The sequence below is a fragment of the Francisella sp. LA112445 genome, assembly GCF_012224145.1.
Classification (GTDB): domain Bacteria; phylum Pseudomonadota; class Gammaproteobacteria; order Francisellales; family Francisellaceae; genus Francisella.
This window is the reverse complement of the sequence record NZ_CP041030.1, coordinates 1270836-1297381: the sequence shown is the minus strand read 5'-3', so window position 1 is coordinate 1297381 and position 26546 is coordinate 1270836. Positions and strand designations below refer to the sequence as shown.

The window sequence follows — 26546 nt, the reverse complement described above, 5'->3', positions numbered from 1 at the left end:
TAACTCAGGCAGAGCTTGTCCAACAGTAGTATACCAAATATTCTAGCTACTGAAACAATTAGATGCCTTAGGTGCTAGTAACACTTTTAGGCCAACAGTAGTATACCAAATATTCTAGCTACTGAAACCAATGGTTACATTCATGATTCTCATGATTAGTGTTACCAACAGTAGTATACCAAATATTCTAGCTACTGAAACTCATATCAAACAATATACCGTTAGATAGTTAATACCCAACAGTAGTATACCAAATATTCTAGCTACTGAAACCGCCACTTATATTTATTAGCTAAATGATATAAACACCAACAGTAGTATACCAAATATTCTAGCTACTGAAACTAAAAGCTGGGTTATCTTTCTGACTTCTAATATAACCAACAGTAGTATACCAAATATTCTAGCTACTGAAACAAAAACGTAAAAGCCTGCGAGTAATCAAGATTATTAACCAACAGTAGTATACCAAATATTCTAGCTACTGAAACATAATGCCGTTTCTGCCTTTTGGGCTGACCAAGCTACCCAACAGTAGTATACCAAATATTCTAGCTACTGAAACATATTGCTTTCATGTAATTGTAGTTTTTGTTAGCGCCAACAGTAGTATACCAAATATTCTAGCTACTGAAACATATTTGCACAGAAGTTATTGATTACCTCAATCAACCAACAGTAGTATACCAAATATTCTAGCTACTGAAACTCTTGTGATTGGGCTGGAGTTGTTAAGCCGAGCGCCAACAGTAGTATACCAAATATTCTAGCTACTGAAACGTACAGGTGGCTCAACTGGTGGAGCTAGTACAGGTCCAACAGTAGTATACCAAATATTCTAGCTACTGAAACTTTATTGTCTTGCCATCTCGCAGGTATTACTAGGTATCCAACAGTAGTATACCAAATATTCTAGCTACTGAAACAAGCTGAAATTCAGGAAATGATGAATGAAGAGACTCCAACAGTAGTATACCAAATATTCTAGCTACTGAAACGTAAGAGTCGGCCATAGTATCAAAAGAATTGGAACCAACAGTAGTATACCAAATATTCTAGCTACTGAAACTCTGACCCTTGTAAGATCCGCTAACACCATCCTGAACCAACAGTAGTATACCAAATATTCTAGCTACTGAAACACGTATATTGTTCTACGACCTCACCGTTACAATTACCAACAGTAGTATACCAAATATTCTAGCTACTGAAACATATCACATATTGGATTATACGAAACTCCTAAACCCAACAGTAGTATACCAAATATTCTAGCTACTGAAACCAAATTGCGACCACGTGTATTATTTAAGTTTAAAACCAACAGTAGTATACCAAATATTCTAGCTACTGAAACTCCTCTAACTAAATGGCTACACTTAGTTTAAATTAACCAACAGTAGTATACCAAATATTCTAGCTACTGAAACTCACAATTAACTATTTTCATAACATCTTTAGCATACCCAACAGTAGTATACCAAATATTCTAGCTACTGAAACTAAGTTTCAATCAGTGCCAGGCAAAACTAAAAACCCAACAGTAGTATACCAAATATTCTAGCTACTGAAACTTGTCTATCTTTTAAATCAAGCCCTTTAGTAATTTACCAACAGTAGTATACCAAATATTCTAGCTACTGAAACTACTCACCATCATACGCCTTGTTGATATGAGTCTTCCAACAGTAGTATACCAAATATTCTAGCTACTGAAACATAAAACTTGCATTACTGTGATTTAACGAACTTAATTGCCAACAGTAGTATACCAAATATTCTAGCTACTGAAACTTTATGAGTCGATCAGTCCTGGTAAAGCTTTTAACTCCAACAGTAGTATACCAAATATTCTAGCTACTGAAACAATGTAACACTGGTGACCCGAATGCAGATCTTCCACCAACAGTAGTATACCAAATATTCTAGCTACTGAAACTACTATCTAATGATAATTACATGAATAAGTTGAGATCCAACAGTAGTATACCAAATATTCTAGCTACTGAAACATTTGATTATATGATGAATAGTTTTACAAGAGTGCCAGATTGGCAAGAAGTCAAAAAGAAGTTGGATTTAGTTAATAATTGCTAAGGCGTAACATCATCAACCACATCACCGACAATCTGAAATGGTAGTTTTAATATACAGCTATTTAAACTAATACAACAAACAGCTAATGCAACTACTAAAAATATTTTCTTTAATTTCATTTCTAATAAGATTAGTATTTAAAACTTGTTTATATAATACCTAAGAGGTTTAAGTATTTGTAGATTTTATTTTAGTAATACTCGTTTAAGAGTATATTTGCTATAATTAATATTAATAAATTTAGATTATCTATTTAGGCAAATACTGTGAAACACCAACTTAAATGGATGGCATGGGAAACAACTAGACGTTGTAATCTCAAGTGTGTCCATTGTCGTTCATCTTCAGAATGTGAGGTGCTAGGGCATCCAGATTTCTCTACCGAGGAAGGCTTTAGGATCATTGATAATATAGTCGAGTTTGCAAACCCTGTATTAGTCCTTTCTGGAGGCGAACCACTTTTAAGAGCAGATATCTTTGAGCTAGCAGAATATGGAGCTAGTAAAGGTTTACGTATGGCTTTAGCTACCAATGGTTCATTAGTTACAGATGAGATTTGTGAGAAAATCAAAAACTCAAGCATAAGCATAGTATCTCTAAGTATAGATGGAGCTACAGCTAAAACACATGATGATTTTCGTAGCCAAAAGGGGGCATTTGAAGCAACTGTAAATGCTGCAAAATTATTTAAAAAACATGGTATACCATTTTTGATAAACTCATCATTTACCAAACGTAATCAACATGAGATCAAAGATGTTTATAAGCTTGCAAAATCTCTTGAAGCTACAGCATGGTATCTTTTTATGATAGTACCAACAGGGCGTGGCGAAGAGCTTATGCAAGAGTTGATAGATGTTAATGATTATCAAGATATTCTAAATTGGCATTATGATATGGAGGCTGATGAGCAAGATATGCTTGTGCGTCCAACTTGTGCACCACATTATTATCGTATTCGTTTTGAGCGTAATAAAGAAGATAATGCAAAAGTTCGCTCACGCGCTCTTAGTTTTGGTACTGGTGGAGGTAAAGGTTGCATAGCTGGACAAAGTATATGTCTACTAGATGTTGATGGTAATGTCTATCCATGTAGTTATCTACCTGTTAGTGCGGGTAATGTTAAAGAAAAATCATTTGCAGATATTTGGCAAAATAGTGATGTAATGCAGGATATGCGTGATTTTAGTGCTTATGAAGGCAAATGTGGCTCATGTGAATTTATCAAAATCTGTGGTGGCTGTAGAGCTAGAGCCTATAATATCCATGGTAGTTATCTAGCAGAAGAGCCATTTTGTAATCATATGCCAATTAGGATGCAATAATAACTGAGAATAATTTTATTATAGATATTACTGTCTTTCTAAACCAACTACATCACTCATATTAACAATTTCAATAATTTTTTCTTTTGGGGTAGGCTTAATTATATGCTTGTTTGCTTCTAGAGGCACATCAGTAAAATTCATAGCCTTTAGATCATAACTGATATATCCTTCGTTAATACCTGCTGCATAAACTCCAATAGGGCTATTACCTTGATATGCTGCAATATCTTTATATGAGACTATTAGGTTTTTTAGATCTTTAATAGTAGTCCATAAAGTCATAGAAACCTCATATGGTGGTACAGATACATTATTAATAATTGATGAAGCATGGAAACAAGCTTCTCTATTTGATTGAGGCTCAGGAACTAGTTGTGAGAGAATATAAGCTCTTACAAATCTAGATACACCACTGAAGTCTCCAGGCATACCTATCAATTGAGCAACCTCAGGACGAGAGCTTGAAATAGTATCTTTATAGTTTATTGTTTTATCAGAAAATTGACTATTGCTATCCTCAAATGGTTCTAATAAAGATTTATATTCTTTGATATTCTCTAAATGCCAATCATAAGTAGGTGCGTTAGTTAAAATGTTACCTTTGTTTTCGTATACTTTAACTTCACCATCAACAAACTCTACAACTGTAGTATTACCTTTTGAGTCCCTTAAACTAAAGTGTATAGGGATATTTTTCACAAAAGTTCCAGGCTTGAGTTCTAATGCCCCACCAACTAACTGGTGTTCAGCTATAAGTTTTAAAGCCTCTGGAACATCTTTTGCCATAGATAGCAAAAAATTACCTATATAATAGACAGATAAAACCTTTCTTTTATCTTCTGGGTTAAAAGTAGGATGCTTTGTAACATCTAAATATAAGAAACTAAATGATAAGCCTTGGGTATTTAATCCATCTGTAAGACATTTATCAAAGGCTAATCTACCAAAAAAACCGTAGCGAGTCTTCCAACTAGTTAACTGAGAATCAGGTATTTTATCAGCATCAATAACTATGTCCATAGTATTATCAATACCTACATAACTTATACAATTTTGAAAAGCTATGTTCATTGGGAAATCCATAGATCTAGCTTCTATTTTATACTCATTTTTATTTATAAAAACATTTGTACACACGGCTATCTCCTTTCTTATCTCATTACTAATGCTATACTTATACTATCAATATTACATTATTTTGGAGTGTATAAGAATGACGCAATATTTTAATAAAATAATTTTATACCGCATGGTAACACCTGAGAAAACTTGTCCGTATGGTCTAAAAGCAAAAGCTCTTTTTGAAGAAAAGGGTTGGCAGTTTGAAGATCATATTCTAAAAACTAGAGCAGAAACAGATACTTTTAAACAAAAGTATAACCTAGAAACCACGCCCTTGATCTTTATTGATGGTAAGCAAATAGGTGGTTATAGTGACCTAGTTGAGTTTTTAGGTGAGAAATGAAAGATCAATTAAAGTATTTTGTCTATGAAACAAAAGTTTTACCAGAGCATATAGATCCTAATAATCATCTAAACAATATTGTATATCTACAATGGATGCAAGATATTGCAATTGCCCATGTGAAGGCTAATGGAGTATTTGATATTACAGAGACTAATGGTCTAACATGGTTTGCTAAAAAGCATACTATAGAATATTTAGCTCAAGGGTTCTTAGGTGATGATATTATAGTTGTCACATGGGTGGAGAGTATCACAAAGATCTCAACATTTAGGAAATATCATATTTATAGAAAGTCAGATAAAGCTTTGTTATGTAAAGCTGATACTCTTTGGGTTATGGTAAATGCTCAAAAAGGTAGGCCTGCAAAAATTCCTACAGAGCTAGTTGAAATCTTTGATAAATATAATGGTTTTGAGACTGACGATATCAAAAATCTTTTTTAAATTTTTTCTTAAAATAGAGAATTCGATATAGATTATTGTTACTATAGTCATATAAGCGCGCTGATATATTTAATTGAGTAGAGTTTAGTTTTGTTAAATTTTTCAGAAAAAGAATTAAAGTATTTATTAGAAAACACCCCTGATGGAATTCATATTTTAGATCAAAAGGGTAATCTTATATTTTATAGTGAATCTTTTATGAATAACCTTGGTTATAGTCATGATGAGATGTTAGGTCTAAATGTGGCTGACTGGGATCCTTTTGCTCTTCATGCTCAGCTTAGTTATATAATCAGAGAATTGATCGATAAACCAGAAATATTTATTTCAAAACATTTGAAAAAAGATGGCTCATTAATAGATGTTGAGATAAATGCTAAAGGTGTTGTTATCGATAATAAAAGATATCTTTTTGCATCTCAAAGAACTATTCATACAAGAAATACAACACAAGTAGATTTAGCCAATAAGCTATTAGTTAGGGAAAAAGCCAAATATAAAACCATTTTAGAGTTAGCTTCTGATGGAGTTTTTATTATGGATTTTGAGGGTAGACTTCTTGAATACAGTAAAAAGGCTCAAGAACTTTTAGGATACTCTGATAGTGAGATGGAAGATCTAAGTGTTTATGACTGGGATAAGAATATTACTCAAGAAGAGTACTCACAGATTATTTTAGCACTGATGAAAGGGCCTATTGAAATAGAGAGGATACATACTAGAAAAGACGGCTCTAAATATATAGCTTTCATAACAGCAAATATTATAAATATCAAAGATCAAGAGCTACTTTATGCTTCAGCTCGAGATATAACTGAACAAAAAGAGAACCAGAGAATAATTATCGAACAGAATGAGCAATTAGAAGCTATATTTCAAACTGCTTTAGGTGGAATTAGTCTATTGAGTTTAGAGGGTAAGTATGAGTTTGTTAATAATAAATATTGTGAGATGCTAGAATATTCTAGTAAAGAAATATTAGATAAAAGTACATTTGATTTTACAGATAAAGAATCTCTTGATGAATATAAGGCTATATTTGAAGAGGTAGCCCAAAAATCTATATATGAAGATTTTGAAAGAGTTTGTGTAACCAAATCAGGTAAGTTGAAAAGGTTAAGATCATCTATTGCTCTAATGCCAAATAATAGACAGCTTCTAATGACAACAGTTGATAATACAGATCTTTTTAATGCTATGAATATTATCACAAAACAGACATATACAGATGATTTAACAAAGCTAGATAATAAAAGGTCATACAATAATCATATTAAAGAAAATCTAAGGTTATATGATAAATATGAAATGCCATTTTCTATGATTATTTTTGATATAGATTTTTTTAAAAGAGTAAATGATAACTATGGGCACTTAGTAGGTGATAAAGTACTTAAAGAGCTTGGTAGTTTAGTTATATCTAATATTCGTGGAGTTGATACAGCGTTTAGGATAGGTGGAGAAGAGTTTGCATTAATTTTAAAAAATACTTCATTAAATAATGCAGTCATTGTAGCAGATAAACTTAGAAAAGTAGTTGAGCAAGAGCTCAAGACTATCAAAGATCAAACTATTACTATAAGTTTAGGTGTTACACAAGTTATAAATGGTGATACTACTGATAGTATTTATACAAGAGCTGATACTTGTCTGTATACTGCAAAAAGAAAAGGTAGAAATTGTGTTGTAGCATCTGGTTAGAACTTTATAGTTGATATTAGGGTTTCTCTATAGTGATAACACTATATTCCCTTATATAAATATATAATCTTATAAAGCTTAATTGAGTCTAAATAATAGTTTACATTTAACTACAAAAAATATAACTTTAAGTTATAGTATTCTTATGTTTGAAGAAGTTTGTATGAGCTTAAATATTGCGATACTTGAAAACTCAAACTCAGAATTAAGAGAAAAACTAAATGAGTTTACTCTTAGAGAGTTTTCAAAATCAGATGATGTTTCTAGAGATTTTGAAGAGATTAATGCATTTGTAATTGACTATGATAATAAATCTACTAATTTGAGTACTTTTGATATTATTGAGATTGTAAAAAAAATTAGGTCAAGTGCATATAGCTATCTTACACCAGTGTTTTGTAATAGTGATGAGCTTACAAACTATACAGTAGAAAAATTTACAGATGCAAAAGGGTTGATTGAATCTGTTGAAACTATCAACCAAGAAATAGCCAATATAGAAAAAGTTATTAAAAATATTAATAATGTAGCAAATGATTGGCAAGCACGATTTTTAGTATATCTATGTACGCGAAAATCAGCTAGAGATCTGACTCCATACAAAAACGCTTCAAAAGAAACATGCTATAGTTATCCAGTTTTAGATGTGTTTGTTCAGGATGATGATTTTGATTATAATGAGTGGATAAATGAGCTTAAAAACTTAGGTATTATTAAATACAAAAAGTTAAAAAAATCATTTCTATATTGTTCTAATTGTTCATCATCTCACTTACTATTCTCCAAAAGATGTCCAGAATGTCAGAGTGAAGATATAATCGTTGGTGCTGATACTAAATATCCGGATAGTTACACGTGTAGAATGTGTGAAAGTATATTTGTGAAACCAGATTTTGTTTCTGAATGTACAGAGTGTGGCACAATAGTATCTGTAGAGCAAATGCGTAAGCAGAATATTATTGAATATACACTTACTAGTAATGCTGAACATCATATCAAAATGAACTTGCTAAATTACTCAGTACCCGTATATGATGAAATAAATTATATTATCCCAGAGTTCTTTTATAGTTTTGTTGATTGGGCATATACTATGCAAAATAGAGATCCTTCATATGAATTCTCACTGATACATATTAATATATTTGACTATATAGGAGCTAATGATATTGAAGCTATATCTAAGGCTCTAAGAAATATATTACGAAAAACAGATATGCTGACTAGAATGTCTCAGCATGATATATGGCTATGGCTACCAGGAACATCTCTTGAGGGTGCTGAAGTAGTTGTGAAGATGATTAAAGATGCTCATTTATCAGAAAGGGATAAAATTGAAGATCTAATTGATATAGCAGTTTTTCATTCTAAATCTCTAGAGGATTTCTCTACAGCAGAAAAATTCTTGCAAGGATTATCAGTAAAAGAATAACTATAAGTCATAGTTGAAAAAAATTTAACCTATGTTTAGTAAAAAATATATTGTTTGTTTTATATCTCAAAATTATAATCAAAATAGTTACACTTAAAATCTATCTCAGATAATTTTAAAATTTTCTACAAATATTCTTTTTATAATGTATATGCAAATATACAGGTAGGCTAAATTCTAAATAAGTAGAGCTTAGCTGTAGTGATTTAACCAACATAGAGAGGGTTGTTATGAGTAAATCAATAGTCACAGAGGGAAAGGCAAATATAATAAGCATAGACCTAAAGAAATCAATGAGCAATCTTAAATATAAGCTGGCTACTTTTAAACTTGATAATAGGATTCTTAAAGACTTCTCTGATAAGCTTCTAAAAAAACCAAAGCCACATTTTGATGTTGATGATTTTAAGGACTATTTATCAATTAATGGTATATTATTTGATGATTTATCTAGTGAAGATGTGACTAAATTGATTATTAGCTATCAACAAGAAAATGCTAAAAGCTAATAGTTTGTTCTAGACAGAGAAATTATTTTTTATTTTTTACTACCTCAACAGGACCATGGTCATCACAGTGATCGCCATGTGGATGGTGTAGTCTACCATCTACAATATAATCGACATGATCTCCATGAGGTACAGCTTCATGTCCACAGTCAGGTCCATGAACATGATCACAACATTCATCTTTGATAGGTTTACAACCATCAGGATTTTTTTCTGAAACTTCTAGAGTATGCTCATCATAGTGACCTTCATGCTTGTGATGTAAGTGTCCATCATGCAAATAATCATAATGATCACCATGCTTTATCTTTGTATGGCCGCAGCCATCTTTATGCTCATGATCATGATTTTTATGTGTTTTACATTTGCTCATGATATATCTCCTTTTGTTTATTAAATCATATCTTTACATGTTTATTTTAACAGTTTTTGCCTTAAACCTTCAAATAAATAGATAGTCGCCGCTTGGGCAACATTTAGAGATTCAATATCGCTAAGAGTAGGGATCATAGTTTTTTCACCAACTGAAAAGTCTTGGATACCATTAGCTTCTTCACCTAAAACTAATACACTATCTGTTAACTTAAAGTTTTTATCATAGCAAGATATACCTTCATGAGGAGTAGTTAGCCAAATTTGATGATTCTTAAGCTTTGAAATATTTTTTAGCTCTTTAAGATCATCAATATAATCGAATCTTAAACTAAACTGTGCACCCATACCTGCACGTATTGCTTTAGGATTAAATGGATCCACAGAGCCATTGACAAGAACTATTTCTGTTAGGCCAACAGCTATTGCTGTACGGAGTATTGTACCAATATTTCCAGGATCTTGGATCCTATCTAATACTAGTATAAAATCATCATCAAATTTAAGCTCATTAAAACTTTTTTTATAAGCTAATATTAAAATCCCTTGTGAATTTTGAGTTTGTGAGAGCTCATTAATATCTTTTTCAGAAACCGTGTATTTTTTGTCTATAGGATATAAGTCACTATCTGACTTTTCGGTTACTATTATTGTATGTATATCTGAAGCTGGAAGTCTTTGAATAGCTTCTTGACAGCATCTTAGCCCCTCTATCACATAATAAGGAGATTTTTTTCTACCTTGAGATGTCTGGAGTTTTTTTATTTCTTTATGTAACTTTTGTGTAAGATTTCTCATTAAAATCACTTAATATAAACTATTGTCTATATTCTATGTTTTTTATAATGATCTTTAAATAAGAAAAATATCTATTTTTGATATACGGAAAAAGACATGTTATGTTAAATAGTTACTAGTAATCAGAAAAGTAATATTTTATGCAAAGAGAAAAAGGGGCGTATGCTCCAGTATTTTATCCAGCAATTATTTTAGCTTCCATACTAGCTCTGTTAGGTATTATCTTTCCGAAAGATTTTGCGAACTATATGTCTATTGTTCAAAACTTAATTTTAGAAAAATTTGGCTGGGCATATATCTTAGCGATGAGTGTTTTTGTTTGTCTATGCTTAATCTTAATGCTCAGTAGATTTGGAGATATTAAGCTTGGTCAAGAACATGACTTACCTGAGTATAGCAATATATCTTGGTTTGCGATGCTTTTTGCAGCAGGTATGGGTATTGGTTTGATGTTTTATGGTGTTGCAGAACCTCTAAAACATTTTTTATCACCACCGAATATTTCTAATGATAAATTAGAAGTAGTCAAGCAGGCGATGAATACTACATTTTTTCATTGGGGTATAGAAGCATGGTCTGTATATGTGATAGTTGGTCTATCTTTGGCATATTTTGCCTACAGACATGATTTGCCACTACTACCTCGATCAGTACTTTATCCTATATTAGGTGATAAAATATATGGTACTTTAGGGCATGCTATAGATGTATTTGCAATCTTAGGAACATTGTTTGGAGTTGCTACTTCACTTGGTTTTGGTGCTATGCAAGTAAGCTCAGGGATTAGATTTTTAACAGGTTTTCCTGATACTATAAATATGCAAGTGATATATATTATATTTATTGTTGCTCTAGCAACCTTATCTGTAGCATTAGGACTAGATAAAGGTATTAAATTTCTAAGTAACTTTAATATAGTGCTAGCAGTTTTGCTATTAGCTTTTATATTATTACTTGGTAATACAACAGGGCTAATACAAGATTATGTTCAAAATATAGGATACTATCTAAGTACTTTAGTAAATCAAACTTTTAATCTTTATGCCTATAATAAAGAGAGTCAAGAGTGGTTAAGAAGTTGGACTTTATTTTATTGGGGATGGTGGATAGCATGGTCTCCTTTTGTGGGAATGTTTATAGCAAAAGTTTCTAAAGGAAGGACTATTCGACAGTTTACTATAGGCGTTTTATTTATTCCTACAGGATTTACATTTTTATGGATGACTGTTTTTGGTAATTCAGCTATTAGTCTAGTTATGAATTCTAATGCTCAAAATCTTATAAATGCTGCTAGCACTAATATTCCAGTTGCTCTTTTTGAGTTTTTTCAATACTTTCCTTTTTCTACAGTGCTTTCAATTATAGCTGTATTTTTGATAGTTACATTCTTTGTGACATCTGCAGATAGTGGCGCGTTAGTCATAGATATATTAGCAACTGGAAACGCAAAAAAATCAATAACTATGCATCGTATTGCCTGGTCAGTATTATGTGGACTTTTGGCTATTTCACTTATTTATGCTGGAGGGTTACAGGCTCTACAATCAGCTACGATAATTAGTGCGTTCCCTTTATTATTTATTCTATTTCTAATGTGTATTTCATTAGTTAAATCTTTACGATTAGACTATCTTAGGGTCAAAAGTATCGAAACACATTCAACTGTTGTACAGTATGTAAAAGCAAATACATCTTGGCAAAAAAGACTAGAAGCTATAGCATATAAACCATCAAAAGATCAAGCTATTAGTTTTTTACAAAAAGATGTTACAAATGCTATTATAGAAGTTGCTGATGAAATGGAAAAAAATGGTATAGACACTGAGATTTTAAGAGATCATGATCATGTACAGCTAACAATTTCTATAGAGGATAGTGAAGATTTTGTTTATAGTGTTATGCTAAGAACTTATCAATCTAAAGTAGGAACATATAATAGAGTAGAGGTCCTATTAAGCCATGGTGGACAATATTATGACATTATGGGATATTCAAAGGATCAAGTAATTGCCGATATTGTTAATCAGTATGACAAGCATTTACATTATTTACATCTGACTGTGGCAGATAAGGATATTGTTAATTAATAGCTGCATAACTAAGGTTTAGTATCCAAGCAAAGCTTATCCAGACAAGATAAGGCATAAGTAAATATCCAGCCGTTTTACTAATATTGCTAAATATTTTTATATTCCAAGCTAGAAAAATCCACAATATAGTCATTTCTAGTAATGCTAAATCTAGCTGATGCCAGCAGAAAAAGACAAAACTCCATAAGAAGTTAAGTCCTAACTGGATAGCATAAACAATAAAAACCTTTTCTTTGAGTTGTCCTTTCAAAAATACTAACCATCCTGAGATAGCGATCATAATATATAAAATGCTCCATACTGGCGCAAATACCCAATTAGGTGGAGCAAAAGAAGGACTATTTAGATGAACAAACCAGGTTGGTATATTATGAGCTGTTAGGGCCCCAACTAGCATGCCAACTCCTAGAATTACAATTATAAATATAGCCAATGATATGTAATCTTTTAGCTTTATATTATTGTTCATTTTTTACTCCTATATTTGCTACAAAATATCTACTAATATCATCTAAATATTGTAGATTAGAATATACTTTTTCAAAAGTTTATATAATAATTATTAACAATATTTAATACATAGAGGTGTTAGAGTGTTTAAGACAAAAAGTTTAACTCCAAAAGAGTACGCAATTATAATAAATAAAGATACAGAGCAACCATTTACAGGTAGATATAATGATTTAGATCAAAAGGGTGTATACATCTGCAGAAATTGTGCCACTCCTTTATTTAAAGCTGATAGTAAGTTTATATCAACTTGTGGTTGGCCTAGTTATGATATTCATATAGATAATAATGTCAAAGAGCTTCCTGATGCAGATGGTAGAAGGACAGAAATATTGTGTAATACTTGTGATGGACATTTAGGGCATATTTTCCATGGTGAAGGCTATACAAAGCTAAATACGCGTTATTGTGTAAATTCAGCTTCTGTTGATTTTATAGCGAGTGAAAATTTTGGTGAAACTGAAGAAATAATAGTTGCAGCAGGATGCTTTTGGGGTGTTGAGTACTATATGAAAAAACTTGATGGAGTTTTATTTGCTGAATCAGGTTATTGTGGTGGAGATCAACCGTATCCAAACTATAAACAAGTATGTAATGGTGATACAGGTTATCTAGAAGTTGTTAGGATAATTTTTGATAAGTCAAAACTTACTCTAGACTCTTTATTAAAATATTTCTTTGAAATTCATGATTTTGAGCAAGCTGATGGTCAAGGTCCAGATATCGGTGAGCAATATAAATCAGCAATATTCTATTATGATAATAAGCAAAAACAAATTGCAGAAAATATCAAGGACACTCTAATCCAAAAAGGATATAAAGTGGCTACAGAGGTTAGACAGATGAAGCCTTATTATGTAGCAGAAGATTATCATTTAGATTACTATATGAAGCAAGGGACATTGCCTTACTGTCATACACATAAAAAAATATTTTAATTAAGCCTTTACTGGAAATAATCTATTTTTAATCATCATAAAGATAAGTATAGATAAAATTATAAAGCCTAGTTGTTGTGCAGGAATGTCTACCATCAAATCTGATATTGATAAAAAGCTTAGAAGAAATCCTGCAACTCCTCCTGCAATAAATCTTGTAAGTCTAATAATAGCATTTCCAGCCCCAAAACCTTCTTTTAATATATCGATAGCTTTTGTTGATGTGATTAGGTTTATTAGAGAAATACTAGCTGTTGCAAGAGTATTTAAAATAATAAATAAGTAGATGTTTTCAAAAAACTCTGAAGCTAAAATATTTACAGTTATAATCACAACTGCAGATATATAACTAGCAAATATGAAATATCTTTGATTAGAAGAAGTTACTTTTCTTCTTATATAATAACTAGCGAATAAGATCCCAAGAATATTTAAGGCAAAAAGTATACAATACTGAGTATACCCAAGCTTAAAGTACTCTATGATTAAGTTTGATGATGAGCTAATAAAACTAAAAAATGCTCCAAAACAAAGTCCACCGACTAAACATGCTGCCATAAATGGAATATTTAGTAAGTGTTTAAAATAGACACTAAAGCTAGATAGTATATTTTTAGATCTATTATATGATATAAGTGTCTCAGGGATTATCAAGGTTATTAAAAGTAGTATAATTCCATAAATTGTTAGAAAGTGGAAAATATCTTGCCACCTTCCAGTTGTGAAAATAATTAAACTACCAACAATAGGAGCAACTATTGGAGCGATCATAAATATCATAGCCATTGTAGCCATCATTTTTATAAGTTTTTGCCCTCGGTAACAGTCTTTTAATATTGCTGATGCTGCAACAGCTGCAGGAGAATCTCCTAAACCTTGCAGAAATCTCATAAATACTAGTGTATTAAAATCATGGGTAAATGAGCATAGTATAGTACTTAAAACATATATGAGCATGCCAATGATAAGAATGTTTTTTCGGCCGAATCTATCTGATAGAGCTCCCCAGAAAACCATGCCGACACCAAAGCCAATAAGATAAGTTGAGATTGTAATAGATAGAATACTTACGTTTACTTGAAAGAAGTTGCTAATACTTCCAAATGCAGGAATATAAGTATCAATAGCAAAAGGAGGTAATGCAACAAAGATTACCACAAAGAAAACAAGGTATTTACTACCTTTTCTTAATTGAAACATTTTAGAAATTAAGATTATTAATGAGAGATCATATTATAACAAATAAATTTGCTTTATAGTTCTAATTTATGCTCTTAGAAAATTAAATATTAGATAGTTTTAGAATTATTTAGATTGCGCTGAAGTAGTAGCTTTAGGCGCTGCTATTGCAGGGGCTTTATCGCTAGCTTTAGCTTTGTTTACTGCTTGTTGGATATTAGCAGCGCTTGTATAACCACCTATTACAGTAGTGTTATCAGCATTAGCACCTTTAAGTGGAGCAACTACTAAGAAAGGAGTCCCTTGAATATTAAGGTCTTTAAAGCCCATTTCTAAAGTGGATTTTACATGAGCTGCTATCTTATCATCTTTAATAGCTTTCTTAACAGCATCAATCTTAGCACCAGCTTGTGTAGCTACTTTATTTACAGTTGAATCAGTTAGTTTACCTTCATCTTCACCTGTAGCAAATATACCATTATGATACTTAACATAAGCATCAGCACCATATAATTTGTATATAGCTGTTCCAACTTCTGCAGCATATTCTGATGCAGGAGCTCTTTGACCAAAGATAGGGAACTCACCAAAGACAACTTGAACATCTTTATTATCTTTCATGATTTTCTCAATCTCAGGAGCAACTTTTGAGCAGTACATACACTGATAGTCAAAGAATTCATATATCACAACATTAGGATTCTTAACATCTGATTTAGGTGTTAAGTCTGAGTTATACATAGTATCTTTAACTTTAAGGAAGCTAGCTACTCTTTTTTGGCTCATCTCCGTCATCATTGTTTGACGAAGTGAATCCATATTGTCTTTTATCTCTTGCTCAGAGATTTCGGGCTTCTTAGAGTTCATCGCATCTTCAAATCCAGCAACTACTCTATCTTTGTATATGCCATAGCTTTTTAGATTTGGATCTTGAGCAATACTAGAACCCATACCATAACCAATAGTATAGCTAGCGTTAGATTTAACATTATCACTAGTTGTATCAGTTGTCTTTTGAGTTGCAGCTACTGTAGAACCTGAGTTTGTGCTAGCACTAGTAGTTGAAGAACTATCATCACTACCACTATTAGAACAAGCAACTAAGCTAGTTGTAATAGCTGCTACAGCTAATGCTTTTAAAAGTTTTTTCTTAGTCATTTTTTACTCCTTTAGCTTCAGTCACTTACTTTGAGTTTTTTTGTGCAGCCATAGCTTGTTTTTGAAAATCCATCATGGCAGTTTGCATTTGTTCAGGAGTAAGTTTAGGTTTTTTAGCATTAATACCATCTTTTAGGCCATCAACAACTTGTTGGCTATCAGCAGTTACATTGTTTTGTTGCATTTGAGCTTGTAAAGTTTTACCCATAGTATATCCAACTGAGTAACTTATGTTAGATTTTGTATCTGTTGCTGCAAAACTAGAACTAATTAAAGCTCCAGCTACTAATGGAGCTACAAGTAGAGTCTTAGTTAATTTCATTATTCAAATTCTCCTTTGTTTTTATAAAAGTATTCTCTAGCAATTCTAACAAACAATACATAAATCACAATCATTTATGTTCTTTTTGAGCTAATCTTTGTTGTTTGTTTATCGCCCAGCTAATATGCTCTAATAATAGAGGGTTGTTTCTAAAATCATCTTTTTTAGCTATCAAAGCTTGAATATTTCTCTCATTATATGGTGAATTTCCTATTGCTATGGCTATATTTCTCATCCAAGCATCATAGCCTATCCTACGAATGGCAGATCCTTGAGTATATTTATCAAAATCATCTTTTGTCCATGCAAATAGCTCTAGTAAAGGTTTGTTCACTAAAAAATCTCTTTGTTGAAAATCTTTTTCAGTTGTTGTCGGCGCATCATCATTAAATGGGCAAACTAGTTGACAATCATCACAGCCATATATTCTAGTTCCTATTTTATCTCTAAGCTCTAATGGTATAGCATTTTTATTTTCAATTGTTAAATAGGATACACATTTTCGAGAATCAATCATTTTTCCTGGTTGTATAGCACCTGTAGGGCAAAGCTTGATACATGCTTGGCACTTTCCACATGAGTCAACGTGTTTAGCTTGGTTAGGAAGTTTAGATAGATCTAAATTGCTATATATAACACCAATAAAAAAGAATGATCCTTGAGTTTTGTTCATTAACATCGAGCTTTTACCTTGCCAACCAAGTCCAGCTTTTTCAGCTAGAGGTCTTTCTAATACAGGGGCACTATCTGTAAATACTCTAAATTGATGTCCACCGGTTAGATCATCAATATATTGCCCTAATCTTTGTAACTTCTTCTTCATTACTTTATGATAGTCTCGACCATGAGCATATATTGAAATATCAGCAATATCATCTGTTGTTCTTAGTTTTTTGACTTCAGATTTTATTGATACTGGTCGATTAAGATAGTTTAACGTAGCAACAATAACACTGTTTGTGCCAGGAACTAGTTCATCAGGGATATATCTTTTTGAACCATGCTTAACCATGTAATCAAGATCTGCATGGTATCCCTTTTCTATCCATTGATTATAGTATGGTATATATTCAGAAAGATCACAGTCAGCTCTTGAGATTGATGATAAGTTTAGCTCGTTAAGGGCGTAGTCTTTAACTTTCTGCCACTGTTGTAAAGAAAGCTTAAGCTTCATAATTAGCTGTCAGTACGTTTGATGTCCCAAAGTTTTTCTAATGCATATAGATTTCTAGTTTCTTCAAGCATTATATGAGCTACAATGTCTCCAGTATCCACTAAGATCCAGTCAGATTTATTATCACCTTCGATACCTAAGATAGAGACTTTGTTTTTCTTAAGTTCTTGTTCAAGATTTTTTGATAGAGCCTTAGCATGAGTAGTTGATGAAGCTGTACAAATTACAACTTTGTCCATCATATCTGTTAGATGTTCTACATCGATAGTTTGGATGTCTAATCCTTTTAGATCATCTAGTGCTTCTGTCACAATATGTAATCTTTGGTCTGTAGTCATATTATTTAAATTAGTTTTAAGTTCTATAATTTTGATCTAAGATTATAACACAAGTTATAATAAAATAATGGTATCATTATCTCAACTTAAGATTTTAGGAGTAATGACTATGAAGAAGAAAAGTTTATTTTTATTTTTATTACTAGTAATTTTGACAGCTATTGGAATAGTTTTGTTTTACAGGTTTGCTCAATGGTATGAACAACTACTTGGGTCGATTTTCTCTTATATTGTTATGATTAGTTTAGCTTTATTTATATTTACACCATTTAGATTCATTAAGGATAAAAGGGCAAGTATAAATATATTTAGCTATATTAAATATCTAGGCGTTACAGTATTAGTATTGGTGAAATTTGTTGCTAATGTCCTAAAAGAGATTGTTTTAACGTTTAGTTATATAGTTGCAAGAATCTTTACAAACAAAAGTTTTTCTCAGCCTAAAAAAGAATCTTCCGAAAAAATAGATCAAGAGTTACCGCAAGAATAAATGCAATATACATCTGAACAACAAAAAATTATCAATCATGATATCAATAAGCATGCGTTAGTCTCAGCTGTTGCTGGTAGTGGGAAAACTCAAACTCTTATTGCTAGAATTGAGTACTTAATATCTAAAGGAGTTGCGCCAAATAAAATACTGGTATTGATGTATAATAAATCAGCCCAACTTGACTTTGCCAATAGGCTTAAGAGAGTTCTTAGACCTGAAATATCTAGATTAATCAATGTTCGAACAATGCATTCGTTAGGTAATAGCTTTTTACAAGCTTTTGCAAAAGCAGGCTATCTTAAGATTGAAAAGATTCTTAAAGAGTATGAAGTAGACAGCATTATTCAAAAATTGTTAAAGCTATATCAAAAAGAGTTTAAAATAACCAAAGATATTGATAATGAAAGGGTAGAGAGTTTTAAAGAGTATATTTCACTACTTAAGTCTGACCTTACTTTGAGTAACCAAAGGATAAAAGAGCTAAGTGCAAAAGAGAAAAAACTCCTAGATAAGGTCTTTGTTGAGTTTAATAAAGAATGTGAAAAGCAAAAAGCAATTACATACGATGATATGATATATTTGCCAGCAAAGCTATTTGAAAAAGATAGCTCAAGTGTTGCTCGAGCAAATAACTTATATTCATATATAATTATTGATGAGTATCAAGATATAAATCAAGCACAACAATTTTTTCTAAAATGTTTAGTTGGTGATAATACCTATGTAATGGCTGTTGGAGATGTGGATCAAACTATCTATCAGTGGCTTGGTTCAACACCATACTATATGTTAGAAGGATTTAAAAAAGATTTTAAAAATGTAACACAATATCAATTATCTTATACATTTCGTTATGGGGATTTGGTCTCTCTTATGGCAAACAATATTATTACTAATAATAAGAAGCGCCATAATAATTTATGCATAACATATCCAAAGTTAGAAGATAAAACTACAGATATTAGTATCTTAGATAACAGTGATAAGGTTGTTTTAAAATTAAAGGCTTTGATTGATAGTGGTGTAAAAGCAGATCAGATTGCGATACTAGTCCGTAAGTATAATTCAACCACAGTTTTTGAGCTAAGTTGTTTGTATAATGATTTAGCTTATAATGTTGTTGCTGACAAAAATATTTTCAGTGAGAATCTTTTTAAAGCAATATATGGCTACTTGATGTTGTTTAATAAAGGTTATGGTTTTGAAAAACATACCGAAGAACAGCGTGTTGAGTTTATAAAGTCAATGCTAGATTATCCATCACTATATTTAAAAAAAGATATTAAGCAAAAATTAGCACAAGAAATAGCTAAAGATGTTTCCCAAGCTATGACTTTAATAGCAAATCTCACAGAAACAGTAGATAAGCCTTTTAAAGAAAAAAATATATTAGCAGTTTCAAGTAGTTGGAGAGCTATTTTCAACAATACTAGAATAAAAAAATCTGAGCGTGCGATAAACTTTATTTTAGAAAATTTAGACTTAGAAAAACAAATTTCTAAAGTATCAGGCGAGACTCATTCAAGTAAATCAAAGCTTCAGATCATAGATGGCATAGCTAGTTTTGCAAAGAGTAAAAAAAGTTCACTAGTTGAGTTTATTGAGCTATTGCATAATCTTTACCTTAAATCTAATCAGCAAGACAGTAATGATCCAGATCAAATTCAGATAATGTCAATGCATAGGGCTAAAGGTCTTGAATGGGATTATGTGGTTGTCCATGATGTTACTGAAGGTGGTTTTTTTGGTGATAAGAATACCAAGATTTCTGATGAAGTTATTGAGGAAGAAAGAAGGCTATTTTATGTTGCTATTACTCGGGTGAAAAAACATCTGTTTATAGTTTCAGCTGATGATATAAGTAGATTATCAGCATGGTATCAAATCAAAAAGAATTCCTATCCAAAAGACTTAAAGTGCAAAAATAGTCTAAGATTCCTTTATGAAGGGAACCTGGTAGAAAGTGAAAGTTACTTAGAAAACTTTAGTTCCCTAGAGAATACGGAAATAAAAAATAAGATTATAAAAAAATATCACCAAAAGGTTTCAAATATTTAATTAATTTGAAGGTTGTAGGTTCGCCTCGTAATCATTTGTCGGATCTTCTTGGGGAGGCGATTCAGTCTTTGGCTGTTTAGCATTTGGATCAAAAGGTTGCTCTGATATCTGTAAAGATGGTTTAGATATTAGTTTTCCATCTTTCATTTTACCTATCCAACTACCATCTTTAGCAGTCTCTGGTTGAAAATCTTTAATAATTTCAAGATATTTTTTCCAACATTCAGCTTGGTAAGTGACTTTTTGCCCATTGTCTATAACTTTTTTAGTCCATGTTTTACCATTATCTGTAGATATTTCATATGTCATTAGACAATAGCTTGATGGTTTAGGCATAGCTGCAAGCTCAGTCGCTTTTTTTGCTTCTTCTTGTTTTTTAAGCACTGATTTATGGTAAAAATAATATCCAGTTGAGGTAAATATCAATACTAGTGCAATTAAAGTCACTAAAATAACTACAACCTTATTTTTTTTATTTTTCTTCATCTTAAAATCTTAAAATAACGATATAAACAAGATTATATATGTAATTATAGTTAAATGCGATCAGTAGAGTTTATTTTATTTAGTAAAATAGTTTATAATATTGACTGTTTTATTTGTTTAAATTAAGAAATCTGTAGCAATATCTACTTGAAAGGTAAATCATGATTACTACTAAAGAGTTACGTAATAAATTTATAAATTATTTTAAGTCGAAAGACCATTCACATCAGCTAAGTTCTTCACTGATTCCATTTGGAGATGAAACATTACTTTTTACAAATGCTGGAATGGTTCAATTTAAAGATGTTTTTCTGGGAGCTGAGAAAAAAGATTTTTCCCGTGCTGTGACTGTACAAAAATGTTTAAGAGCAGGTGGTAAACACAACGATTTAGATAATGTTGGCTACACTGCAAGACATCATACATTTTTTGAGATGTTAGGCAATTTTAGCTTTGGAGATTATTTTAAGAAAGAAGCTATTGAGTTTGCTTGGGAGTTTTTGACTAAAGAAATTAAGCTTCCTGTTGATAGATTGTGGGTGACTATATACGCTACCGATGATGAGGCTTTTGATGTTTGGCATAATAATATTGGTTTACCGCAAGAGAGAATTATTCGCATAGATACAGCTGATAATTTTTGGTCAATGGGGGACACTGGTCCATGTGGTCCATGTACTGAGATTTTTTATGATCATGGTGAGGATGTATCTGGGGGGTTGCCAGGAACTCCTGATGAAGATGGTGATAGGTACATTGAGATATGGAATATTGTATTTATGCAATATAATCGTCATGCTGATGGTAGCACTACAGATTTGCCAAGACCTTCAGTAGATACAGGAATGGGGTTAGAGAGAATAGCTGCTGTTTTACAAGATGTGCATAGTAACTACGAGATAGATCTTTTCCAAGCTTTGATTAAAAAGGCTCAGCAAATTACAAATGCTACGGATAATAACTCAGCATCCTTAAAAGTGATTGCAGATCATATTCGTTCTTGTGCATTTTTAATCGCAGATGGTGTTTTACCATCTAATGAAGGTAGAGGATATGTTTTACGTAGAATTATCCGTCGCGCAATTCGTCACGGTAATAAACTAGGTGCAAATGAGGTATTTTTTTATAAGCTTGTTGAAGAGCTAATTAATCAAATGGGACAAGCATATCCTCAACTAGTTGAAAAAAGAGAGCTTATAGAAAAAACTTTAATAAAAGAAGAAGAGCTTTTCTTAAAAACTATTGAAAATGGTATAAAAATATTTGAAGCAGAGATAGAAAACTTAAAAGATAATACAATCTCTGGAGATGTCGCCTTCAAACTATATGATACTTATGGTTTTCCGCTAGATTTGACAGCAGATATGGCAAGAGAAAAAGGTTTGAAAGTTGATGAGACTACTTTTCAGAAGCTAATGCAAGAGCAAAAACAAAGATCAAAAGATGCAGGTAAATTTAATATTGACTATAACAATATGATTAGCTCTGAGGTTAAATCTGAATTTAAAGGATATTCAACCTTAATAGAGGATGCAAAGGTTCTTGAAATTTATCAAGCTGGAGATGCTGTAGATAGTTTAACAGAGCAAGTAGAAGCCGTTATTATTTTAGATAAGACTCCTTTTTATGCTGAATCTGGAGGTCAGGTTGGTGATAAGGGTATTCTTCAAGGAGTAGGTGTAGAGTTTATCGTTGAAGATGTACAAAAGTCAGGTAATGCTATCTTACATATAGGTAAATTATCGAAAGGGACTCTTCGAATAAATGATGAAGTAACTGCAAGAGTAAATGATCAAAAAAGATTAGCTATAGCTGCAAATCATAGTGCTACACATTTATTACATAAAGCCTTAAAGATTGTACTAGGAGATCATGCAGAGCAAAAGGGATCATTAGTTGATGAAAGAAAACTAAGATTTGACTTTACTCATGATAAGGCTATTTCTAGAGAGCAAATCCAACAGGTTGAAACTCTAGTAAATCAACAGATCAGAATAAACTACCCTGTTAATACGATAGAAACTTCTCAAGAAAAAGCCAAAAACATGGGTGCAGAGGCTCTTTTTGGTGAGAAATATGGTGATATTGTTAGAGTAATATCGATGGGTGATTTTTCAATAGAGTTTTGTGGTGGTACTCATGTAAGTCGTACAGGAGATATCGGTTTATTTAAGATAGTCTCAGAAGGAGGTATTGCTTCTGGTATTAGAAGAATTGAGGCTATAACTACACAACAGGCTATTGATTATACTTTTGAAATGGAGAATAAAGTTGTTACTATCAAAGAGTCTTTAAAGGCAAATGATAGTAATATCTTTGATAAATTAAAATCTTTATTAGAGCAAGTAAAAAGCCAAGAAAAACAGATTGCTAAATTAAAGAAAGATTTATTATCTGGATCAAGTAGTGATATCAAAGAACAAAAGTATGGTGATAAAACTGTAGTTGTTGCTAATATAGAAGGTGTAGATGTTAAGACCTTACGTGAAAAGATAGATGATTATAAATCTAAGAATGATAAGATAATCGTTGTTCTAAGCACGGTAAACTCTGACAAAGTTCAGTTTGTAATTGGTGTAAGTAAAACATTAACTTCACTAGTAAAAGCAGGCGATATTGCTAAAGAGTTGAGTTCTCACATAGATGGTAAAGGTGGAGGTCGTCCTGATATGGCTCAGGGTGGAGGTAATAACTCGGCAAATATAGATACTGCTTTGACTGAGGTTGAAAAATTTATTTGTAAAAGTATAAAAGAGTAATATTTTGAAGATAACACGTAGATATTTATCAATATTTTTAGGCATATCTTTTTGTAGTCTTGGCTATGCTAAAGGTATTGTGTCTGATTATACTACGACAATTAAACAGGCCGTAAAAAATTCACCACAATATAAATATATTGGTTATCAATTAGATTCACAGCAAATGAATCCTGCTATTCAGCTAGGCAAGTTATTACCAAGGATAGATCTTGGTGGGCAACTAACAGCAGGTAATATATTACAAGGTCAGAAAAGAGCTGATGGTGATAAAGGTACTGGAAGATTTAATACAATACAGGGGCTAGTGACATTAACTCAACCATTATATGATTATGGTGCTTATAAAGATTTACAGTCAGCAGAAGAAACTGCTCAATTTGCACAACAGGATTATAGAACAAATTATCAGCAGTTTTTATATGATGTTAGTTATGCTTATTTTAATTTAGCAAAAGCTATAAAGAATGTTCAGTATAACTCTTATAACTTAAAATCAAACAAACAAAGTTATAATGAGTTACAAAATAAATATGATTCAGGTGTTGCTGACATTGCTGATTATGAAACAGCAAAAGCTAACTATTATATAGCTCAAGCTGATTATGCAGCAGCAAAGAGAGAGCAAAAAGTAGCTAGGGCTCAATTACAAAAGTTCACAAACAATACTGACGATATAGTTTTATACAGTAATAAATTTAAAATAAAAAATCCATCGCCTAATACAGAAGAGGGATGGGAAGAGCTTGCAATGAGGAGTAACCCTTCGTATCTTGGTTCTATGCATACTAAAGAAAGTAAGTATTATGATTATCAGTCTGTGACGGGTACTTTTATGCCTAAGGTTAACTTTGAAGTTAAATACTCTCCTGGGTTTAACGCTGTAAGTTCATTAGGTAACCCTGTTTATGATGAGTTTTTACCAGCACAAGGTACAGTAAATGCTTTTTATTTTGGGCTTAATCTAACTTGGAATATATTTGCTGGGGGAACTAACTATGCTCAACTTAAAAAGGCTGCGTATGACTATCAATCTTCAGAGTTTGATATGATTCAAACAGGTAGGGTTGCTGAAAATGATGCGATGTATGCATTTAGGTTTGTACAGCTAAAAAGAAAAGAGGTTATGAACCTACGTAAAGGTGTTGTAGCAGCTAAAATAGCTTATGAGAAGTATAAGCAGAGATATGAGCAAGGTACAACAACGATTACACAGTATTTCATACTATTAAATGATTATTATAAAAGATTGATTCAGCTAAATAATGCTGAGTTTGATTATGTTATGGGATTCTTAAGTCTTTATAAGACTGCAGGTATATTAACACCAAGTACAGTACAAGACTTTAATAATTGGTTAATCTTAGATCAAGATGTGGAGTTATAAAAATGCATATATCAACAAAATTAACTTGTTTTACACAAGATAAGAGTGCAAATTCTTTACCTGTTTTTTTAGTTAAAAAAGAGAACTTTGCTAATTGGTTAAAGGAACAAAGTAGCTTTTTACAAAACTTTGTAAAGCAGTTTGATAATAATAAAACAGTTTTAGTGATTCCTAACTTAGAAGGTAATGTCGACAAAGTTATTTGTTTGGTTTCAAAATCTATGTTTAGTATGGCTGAACTTCCTGCACAGCTATCATCTGGACACTATCATATAGAATATTCAGATATTAAAGATTTAAGCTTATATTATATTGCATTTGCACTAGCAAGCTATAAATTTGAAAGATATAAGTCAAAGACATCTGAGACAGAGGTAAAACTGTTTTTACCTCAAGAGTATCAGCATATTCTGATAAGTACAGAGGCAAACTATATTGTCAGAGATATGATAACAACCCCAGCTGAGGATATGGGTCCAGCTGACATTTCGGCAGTTATAAAACAATTAGCTACTCAGTTTAATGCTAAATTCGGTGAGATAGTTGGTGAAGATCTTGCTAATCAAGGATACATGGGAATATATACCGTAGGTAAAGGAAGCCACCGTCCTCCTCGTCTAGTTAGATTGAATTGGGGGAATGAAGAGCATCCTAAGATATCAATTGTTGGAAAGGGTGTAGCTTTCGATACTGGTGGAGTAGATATTAAGCCTGCAGCAGGAATGCTTCTGATGCATAAAGATATGGGTGGATCTGCAAATGCTATAGGTCTGGCATATATGATAATGAAATATAACTTGCCAGTAAATTTAAGCTTAGTAATTCCAACAGTTGAAAATGCGATTGATGCTAAATCATATCGACCTAGCGATATAATTAAGATGAAAAATGGTACTACAGTACAAGTAACTAATACTGATGCAGAAGGTAGACTTATATTAGTAGAGCCTTTACATGAAGAAGCTCAAAAAAAGCCTGATTACTTGATAGATTTTTCAACTTTAACTGGAGCGGCTAGAGTCGCAGTTGGTACTGAGATTTCAGCATTTTTTTGTAATAATGATGAAGTTGCGAATGAAGTTTATAAATACGGGGAATCTATGCAGGATTATGTCTGGAGGCTACCGTTAGCAGATTGTTATAGAAAAAGCCTAAAAACTGAGTTTGCAGATATTTCTCATTGTGATTTATCGCCATTTGCAGGAGCAGTAAAAGCAGCTTTATTTATGGAGCATTTTGTTGGTGAAGATGATGATGCACCTAACTGGATACACTTTGATATGATGGCATGGAATCCTTCTAGTACGCCTGGAAAACCTAAAGGTGGTGAGATGATGGCTGCTAGGGCTATGTTTGAACTACTTAAAAATAAGTATAAGACTAACATCTAAGTAGCATTTGACTTATAAATTTTCTTTGTATTTATCTTAAAAAATAGTGATTATTTATTTACTTAAATATATTTCAAGCGGTATACTTTAATAATTATGACATAAATTTTATTAG

General features: G+C 31.8%; 23 protein-coding genes, 1 pseudogene and 1 CRISPR repeat array (1 of these 25 only partly in view). Of the genes and pseudogenes, 13 read left to right on the top strand and 11 right to left on the bottom strand.

Annotated features, from left to right (window positions below):
* A CRISPR array of direct repeats spans nt 1-2012; the repeat unit is 37 nt; unit sequence CCAACAGTAGTATACCAAATATTCTAGCTACTGAAAC (it extends 922 nt beyond the left edge of the window).
* 81 nt (nt 2013-2093) lie between these two features.
* Nucleotides 2094-2216 (bottom strand): hypothetical protein, encoded by a 123-nt coding sequence (locus tag FIP56_RS10405; protein ID WP_281062955.1) that lies wholly within the window; start codon nt 2214-2216, stop codon nt 2094-2096.
* 147 nt (nt 2217-2363) lie between these two features.
* Between FIP56_RS10405 and FIP56_RS06335 the strand changes: the two genes are divergently transcribed.
* A complete protein-coding gene (locus tag FIP56_RS06335) occupies nt 2364-3422 on the top strand; it encodes a radical SAM protein (RefSeq protein ID WP_192578099.1) in 1059 nt (352 codons plus the stop codon).
* A 27-nt stretch (nt 3423-3449) separates the two neighbouring features.
* Here FIP56_RS06335 and FIP56_RS06330 read toward each other — a convergent pair whose 3' ends face one another.
* Nucleotides 3450-4562 carry a linear amide C-N hydrolase gene (locus tag FIP56_RS06330; protein ID WP_192578098.1) on the bottom strand — a complete coding sequence of 371 codons (1113 nt, stop codon included), beginning with the start codon at nt 4560-4562 and terminating at the stop codon, nt 3450-3452.
* A gap of 76 nt (nt 4563-4638) precedes the next feature.
* Between FIP56_RS06330 and FIP56_RS06325 the strand changes: the two genes are divergently transcribed.
* The 5 genes from FIP56_RS06325 (at nt 4639) to FIP56_RS06305 (ending at nt 8978) form a co-directional block, all read left to right on the top strand.
* Nucleotides 4639-4890: a glutaredoxin domain-containing protein gene (locus FIP56_RS06325; protein WP_192578097.1), complete on the top strand. Its 252-nt coding sequence runs from the start codon at nt 4639-4641 to the stop codon at nt 4888-4890.
* Entirely contained in the window at nt 4887-5336 is a 450-nt protein-coding gene (locus FIP56_RS06320) for a thioesterase family protein (protein WP_192578096.1), read from the top strand. Before FIP56_RS06325 ends, FIP56_RS06320 begins: the two co-directional genes overlap by 4 nt.
* A 90-nt stretch (nt 5337-5426) precedes the next feature.
* Complete coding sequence (locus FIP56_RS06315; protein WP_192578095.1) at nt 5427-7037, top strand: sensor domain-containing diguanylate cyclase; 1611 nt, start codon at nt 5427-5429, stop codon at nt 7035-7037.
* Nucleotides 7038-7182: 145 nt separating this feature from the next.
* Nucleotides 7183-8469, top strand: coding sequence for a hypothetical protein (locus tag FIP56_RS06310; RefSeq protein ID WP_192578094.1), 1287 nt, complete (start codon nt 7183-7185; stop codon nt 8467-8469).
* A gap of 230 nt (nt 8470-8699) precedes the next feature.
* Nucleotides 8700-8978 carry a hypothetical protein gene (locus FIP56_RS06305; protein ID WP_192578093.1) on the top strand — a complete coding sequence of 93 codons (279 nt, stop codon included), beginning with the start codon at nt 8700-8702 and terminating at the stop codon, nt 8976-8978.
* Nucleotides 8979-9000: 22 nt separating this feature from the next.
* Here the strand turns inward: FIP56_RS06305 and FIP56_RS06300 are convergent, their stop codons facing one another.
* Both FIP56_RS06300 and FIP56_RS06295 read right to left on the bottom strand, forming a co-directional pair.
* Nucleotides 9001-9351: a hypothetical protein gene (locus tag FIP56_RS06300; protein ID WP_192578092.1), complete on the bottom strand. Its 351-nt coding sequence runs from the start codon at nt 9349-9351 to the stop codon at nt 9001-9003.
* Nucleotides 9352-9392: 41 nt separating this feature from the next.
* On the bottom strand, nt 9393-10148 hold the full coding sequence (locus FIP56_RS06295) for an RNA methyltransferase (RefSeq protein WP_192578091.1): 756 nt from the start codon (nt 10146-10148) through the stop codon (nt 9393-9395).
* 140 nt (nt 10149-10288) lie between these two features.
* Here FIP56_RS06295 and FIP56_RS06290 point away from each other — a divergent pair, with 140 nt between their 5' ends.
* The gene (locus FIP56_RS06290) at nt 10289-12235 is read left to right on the top strand and encodes a BCCT family transporter (protein WP_192578090.1); all 1947 of its coding nucleotides are present in this window, start codon (nt 10289-10291) and stop codon (nt 12233-12235) included.
* Here FIP56_RS06290 and FIP56_RS06285 read toward each other — a convergent pair.
* Complete coding sequence (locus FIP56_RS06285) at nt 12228-12707, bottom strand: TspO/MBR family protein (RefSeq protein WP_192578089.1); 480 nt, start codon at nt 12705-12707, stop codon at nt 12228-12230. The genes FIP56_RS06290 and FIP56_RS06285 overlap by 8 nt on opposite strands.
* A 124-nt stretch (nt 12708-12831) precedes the next feature.
* Between FIP56_RS06285 and FIP56_RS06280 the strand changes: the two genes are divergently transcribed.
* Nucleotides 12832-13686: a bifunctional methionine sulfoxide reductase B/A protein gene (locus FIP56_RS06280; protein ID WP_192578088.1), complete on the top strand. Its 855-nt coding sequence runs from the start codon at nt 12832-12834 to the stop codon at nt 13684-13686.
* Here FIP56_RS06280 and FIP56_RS06275 read toward each other — a convergent pair whose 3' ends face one another.
* The 5 genes and pseudogenes from FIP56_RS06275 to rsfS all read right to left on the bottom strand — a co-directional run bounded on the left by FIP56_RS06275 (nt 13687) and on the right by rsfS (nt 17857).
* A complete protein-coding gene (locus tag FIP56_RS06275; protein WP_192578087.1) occupies nt 13687-14886 on the bottom strand; it encodes a Bcr/CflA family efflux MFS transporter in 1200 nt (399 codons plus the stop codon).
* A 162-nt stretch (nt 14887-15048) separates the two neighbouring features.
* A pseudogene (locus FIP56_RS06270) lies at nt 15049-16023 on the bottom strand (thioredoxin domain-containing protein); the annotation flags it as partial.
* A 25-nt stretch (nt 16024-16048) separates the two neighbouring features.
* On the bottom strand, nt 16049-16345 hold the full coding sequence (locus tag FIP56_RS06265) for an FKBP-type peptidyl-prolyl cis-trans isomerase N-terminal domain-containing protein (RefSeq protein ID WP_192578085.1): 297 nt from the start codon (nt 16343-16345) through the stop codon (nt 16049-16051).
* Nucleotides 16346-16415: 70 nt separating this feature from the next.
* The gene (gene queG / locus FIP56_RS06260) at nt 16416-17519 is read right to left on the bottom strand and encodes a tRNA epoxyqueuosine(34) reductase QueG (RefSeq protein WP_192578084.1); all 1104 of its coding nucleotides are present in this window, start codon (nt 17517-17519) and stop codon (nt 16416-16418) included.
* 2 nt (nt 17520-17521) lie between these two features.
* Nucleotides 17522-17857, bottom strand: coding sequence for a ribosome silencing factor (gene rsfS, locus FIP56_RS06255; protein ID WP_150468296.1), 336 nt, complete (start codon nt 17855-17857; stop codon nt 17522-17524).
* Between the two features lie 109 nt (nt 17858-17966).
* On the opposite strand from rsfS, the gene FIP56_RS06250 reads away from it, so the two are divergent.
* Nucleotides 17967-18347 (top strand): hypothetical protein, encoded by a 381-nt coding sequence (locus FIP56_RS06250; RefSeq protein WP_245323058.1) that lies wholly within the window; start codon nt 17967-17969, stop codon nt 18345-18347.
* Entirely contained in the window at nt 18348-20408 is a 2061-nt protein-coding gene (locus FIP56_RS06245; protein ID WP_192578083.1) for an ATP-dependent helicase, read from the top strand. It begins immediately after the preceding gene.
* Here the strand turns inward: FIP56_RS06245 and FIP56_RS06240 are convergent, their stop codons facing one another.
* On the bottom strand, nt 20409-20894 hold the full coding sequence (locus FIP56_RS06240; RefSeq protein ID WP_192578082.1) for a hypothetical protein: 486 nt from the start codon (nt 20892-20894) through the stop codon (nt 20409-20411).
* A gap of 161 nt (nt 20895-21055) precedes the next feature.
* Here FIP56_RS06240 and alaS point away from each other — a divergent pair, with 161 nt between their 5' ends.
* From alaS to FIP56_RS06225, 3 genes are read left to right on the top strand one after another with little or no spacing between them, the layout of a single operon-like run.
* On the top strand, nt 21056-23653 hold the full coding sequence (alaS, locus tag FIP56_RS06235) for an alanine--tRNA ligase (protein WP_192578081.1): 2598 nt from the start codon (nt 21056-21058) through the stop codon (nt 23651-23653).
* 4 nt (nt 23654-23657) lie between these two features.
* Nucleotides 23658-25040, top strand: a complete 1383-nt coding sequence (locus FIP56_RS06230) for a TolC family protein (RefSeq protein WP_192578080.1) — start codon at nt 23658-23660, stop codon at nt 25038-25040.
* 2 nt (nt 25041-25042) lie between these two features.
* Nucleotides 25043-26431: a leucyl aminopeptidase family protein gene (locus tag FIP56_RS06225; RefSeq protein ID WP_192578079.1), complete on the top strand. Its 1389-nt coding sequence runs from the start codon at nt 25043-25045 to the stop codon at nt 26429-26431.
* Nucleotides 26432-26546: the final 115 nt, after the last annotated feature.

Excerpts from the sequence above, each read along its gene's own strand:
- FIP56_RS10405 (WP_281062955.1), bottom strand. The coding sequence starts at position 2,216 with ATGAAATTAAAGAAAATATTTTTAGTAGTTGCATTAGCTGTTTGTTGT.
- FIP56_RS06325 (WP_192578097.1), top strand. The coding sequence starts at position 4,639 with ATGACGCAATATTTTAATAAAATAATTTTATACCGCATGGTAACACCT.
- FIP56_RS06320 (WP_192578096.1), top strand. The coding sequence starts at position 4,887 with ATGAAAGATCAATTAAAGTATTTTGTCTATGAAACAAAAGTTTTACCA.
- FIP56_RS06310 (WP_192578094.1), top strand. The coding sequence starts at position 7,183 with ATGTTTGAAGAAGTTTGTATGAGCTTAAATATTGCGATACTTGAAAAC.
- FIP56_RS06305 (WP_192578093.1), top strand. The coding sequence starts at position 8,700 with ATGAGTAAATCAATAGTCACAGAGGGAAAGGCAAATATAATAAGCATA.
- FIP56_RS06300 (WP_192578092.1), bottom strand. The coding sequence starts at position 9,351 with ATGAGCAAATGTAAAACACATAAAAATCATGATCATGAGCATAAAGAT.
- FIP56_RS06295 (WP_192578091.1), bottom strand. The coding sequence starts at position 10,148 with ATGAGAAATCTTACACAAAAGTTACATAAAGAAATAAAAAAACTCCAG.
- FIP56_RS06290 (WP_192578090.1), top strand. The coding sequence starts at position 10,289 with ATGCAAAGAGAAAAAGGGGCGTATGCTCCAGTATTTTATCCAGCAATT.
- FIP56_RS06285 (WP_192578089.1), bottom strand. The coding sequence starts at position 12,707 with ATGAACAATAATATAAAGCTAAAAGATTACATATCATTGGCTATATTT.
- FIP56_RS06275 (WP_192578087.1), bottom strand. The coding sequence starts at position 14,886 with ATGTTTCAATTAAGAAAAGGTAGTAAATACCTTGTTTTCTTTGTGGTA.
- FIP56_RS06265 (WP_192578085.1), bottom strand. The coding sequence starts at position 16,345 with ATGAAATTAACTAAGACTCTACTTGTAGCTCCATTAGTAGCTGGAGCT.
- queG (WP_192578084.1), bottom strand. The coding sequence starts at position 17,519 with ATGAAGCTTAAGCTTTCTTTACAACAGTGGCAGAAAGTTAAAGACTAC.
- rsfS (WP_150468296.1), bottom strand. The coding sequence starts at position 17,857 with ATGACTACAGACCAAAGATTACATATTGTGACAGAAGCACTAGATGAT.
- FIP56_RS06250 (WP_245323058.1), top strand. The coding sequence starts at position 17,967 with ATGAAGAAGAAAAGTTTATTTTTATTTTTATTACTAGTAATTTTGACA.
- FIP56_RS06245 (WP_192578083.1), top strand. The coding sequence starts at position 18,348 with ATGCAATATACATCTGAACAACAAAAAATTATCAATCATGATATCAAT.
- FIP56_RS06240 (WP_192578082.1), bottom strand. The coding sequence starts at position 20,894 with ATGAAGAAAAATAAAAAAAATAAGGTTGTAGTTATTTTAGTGACTTTA.
- alaS (WP_192578081.1), top strand. The coding sequence starts at position 21,056 with ATGATTACTACTAAAGAGTTACGTAATAAATTTATAAATTATTTTAAG.
- FIP56_RS06225 (WP_192578079.1), top strand. The coding sequence starts at position 25,043 with ATGCATATATCAACAAAATTAACTTGTTTTACACAAGATAAGAGTGCA.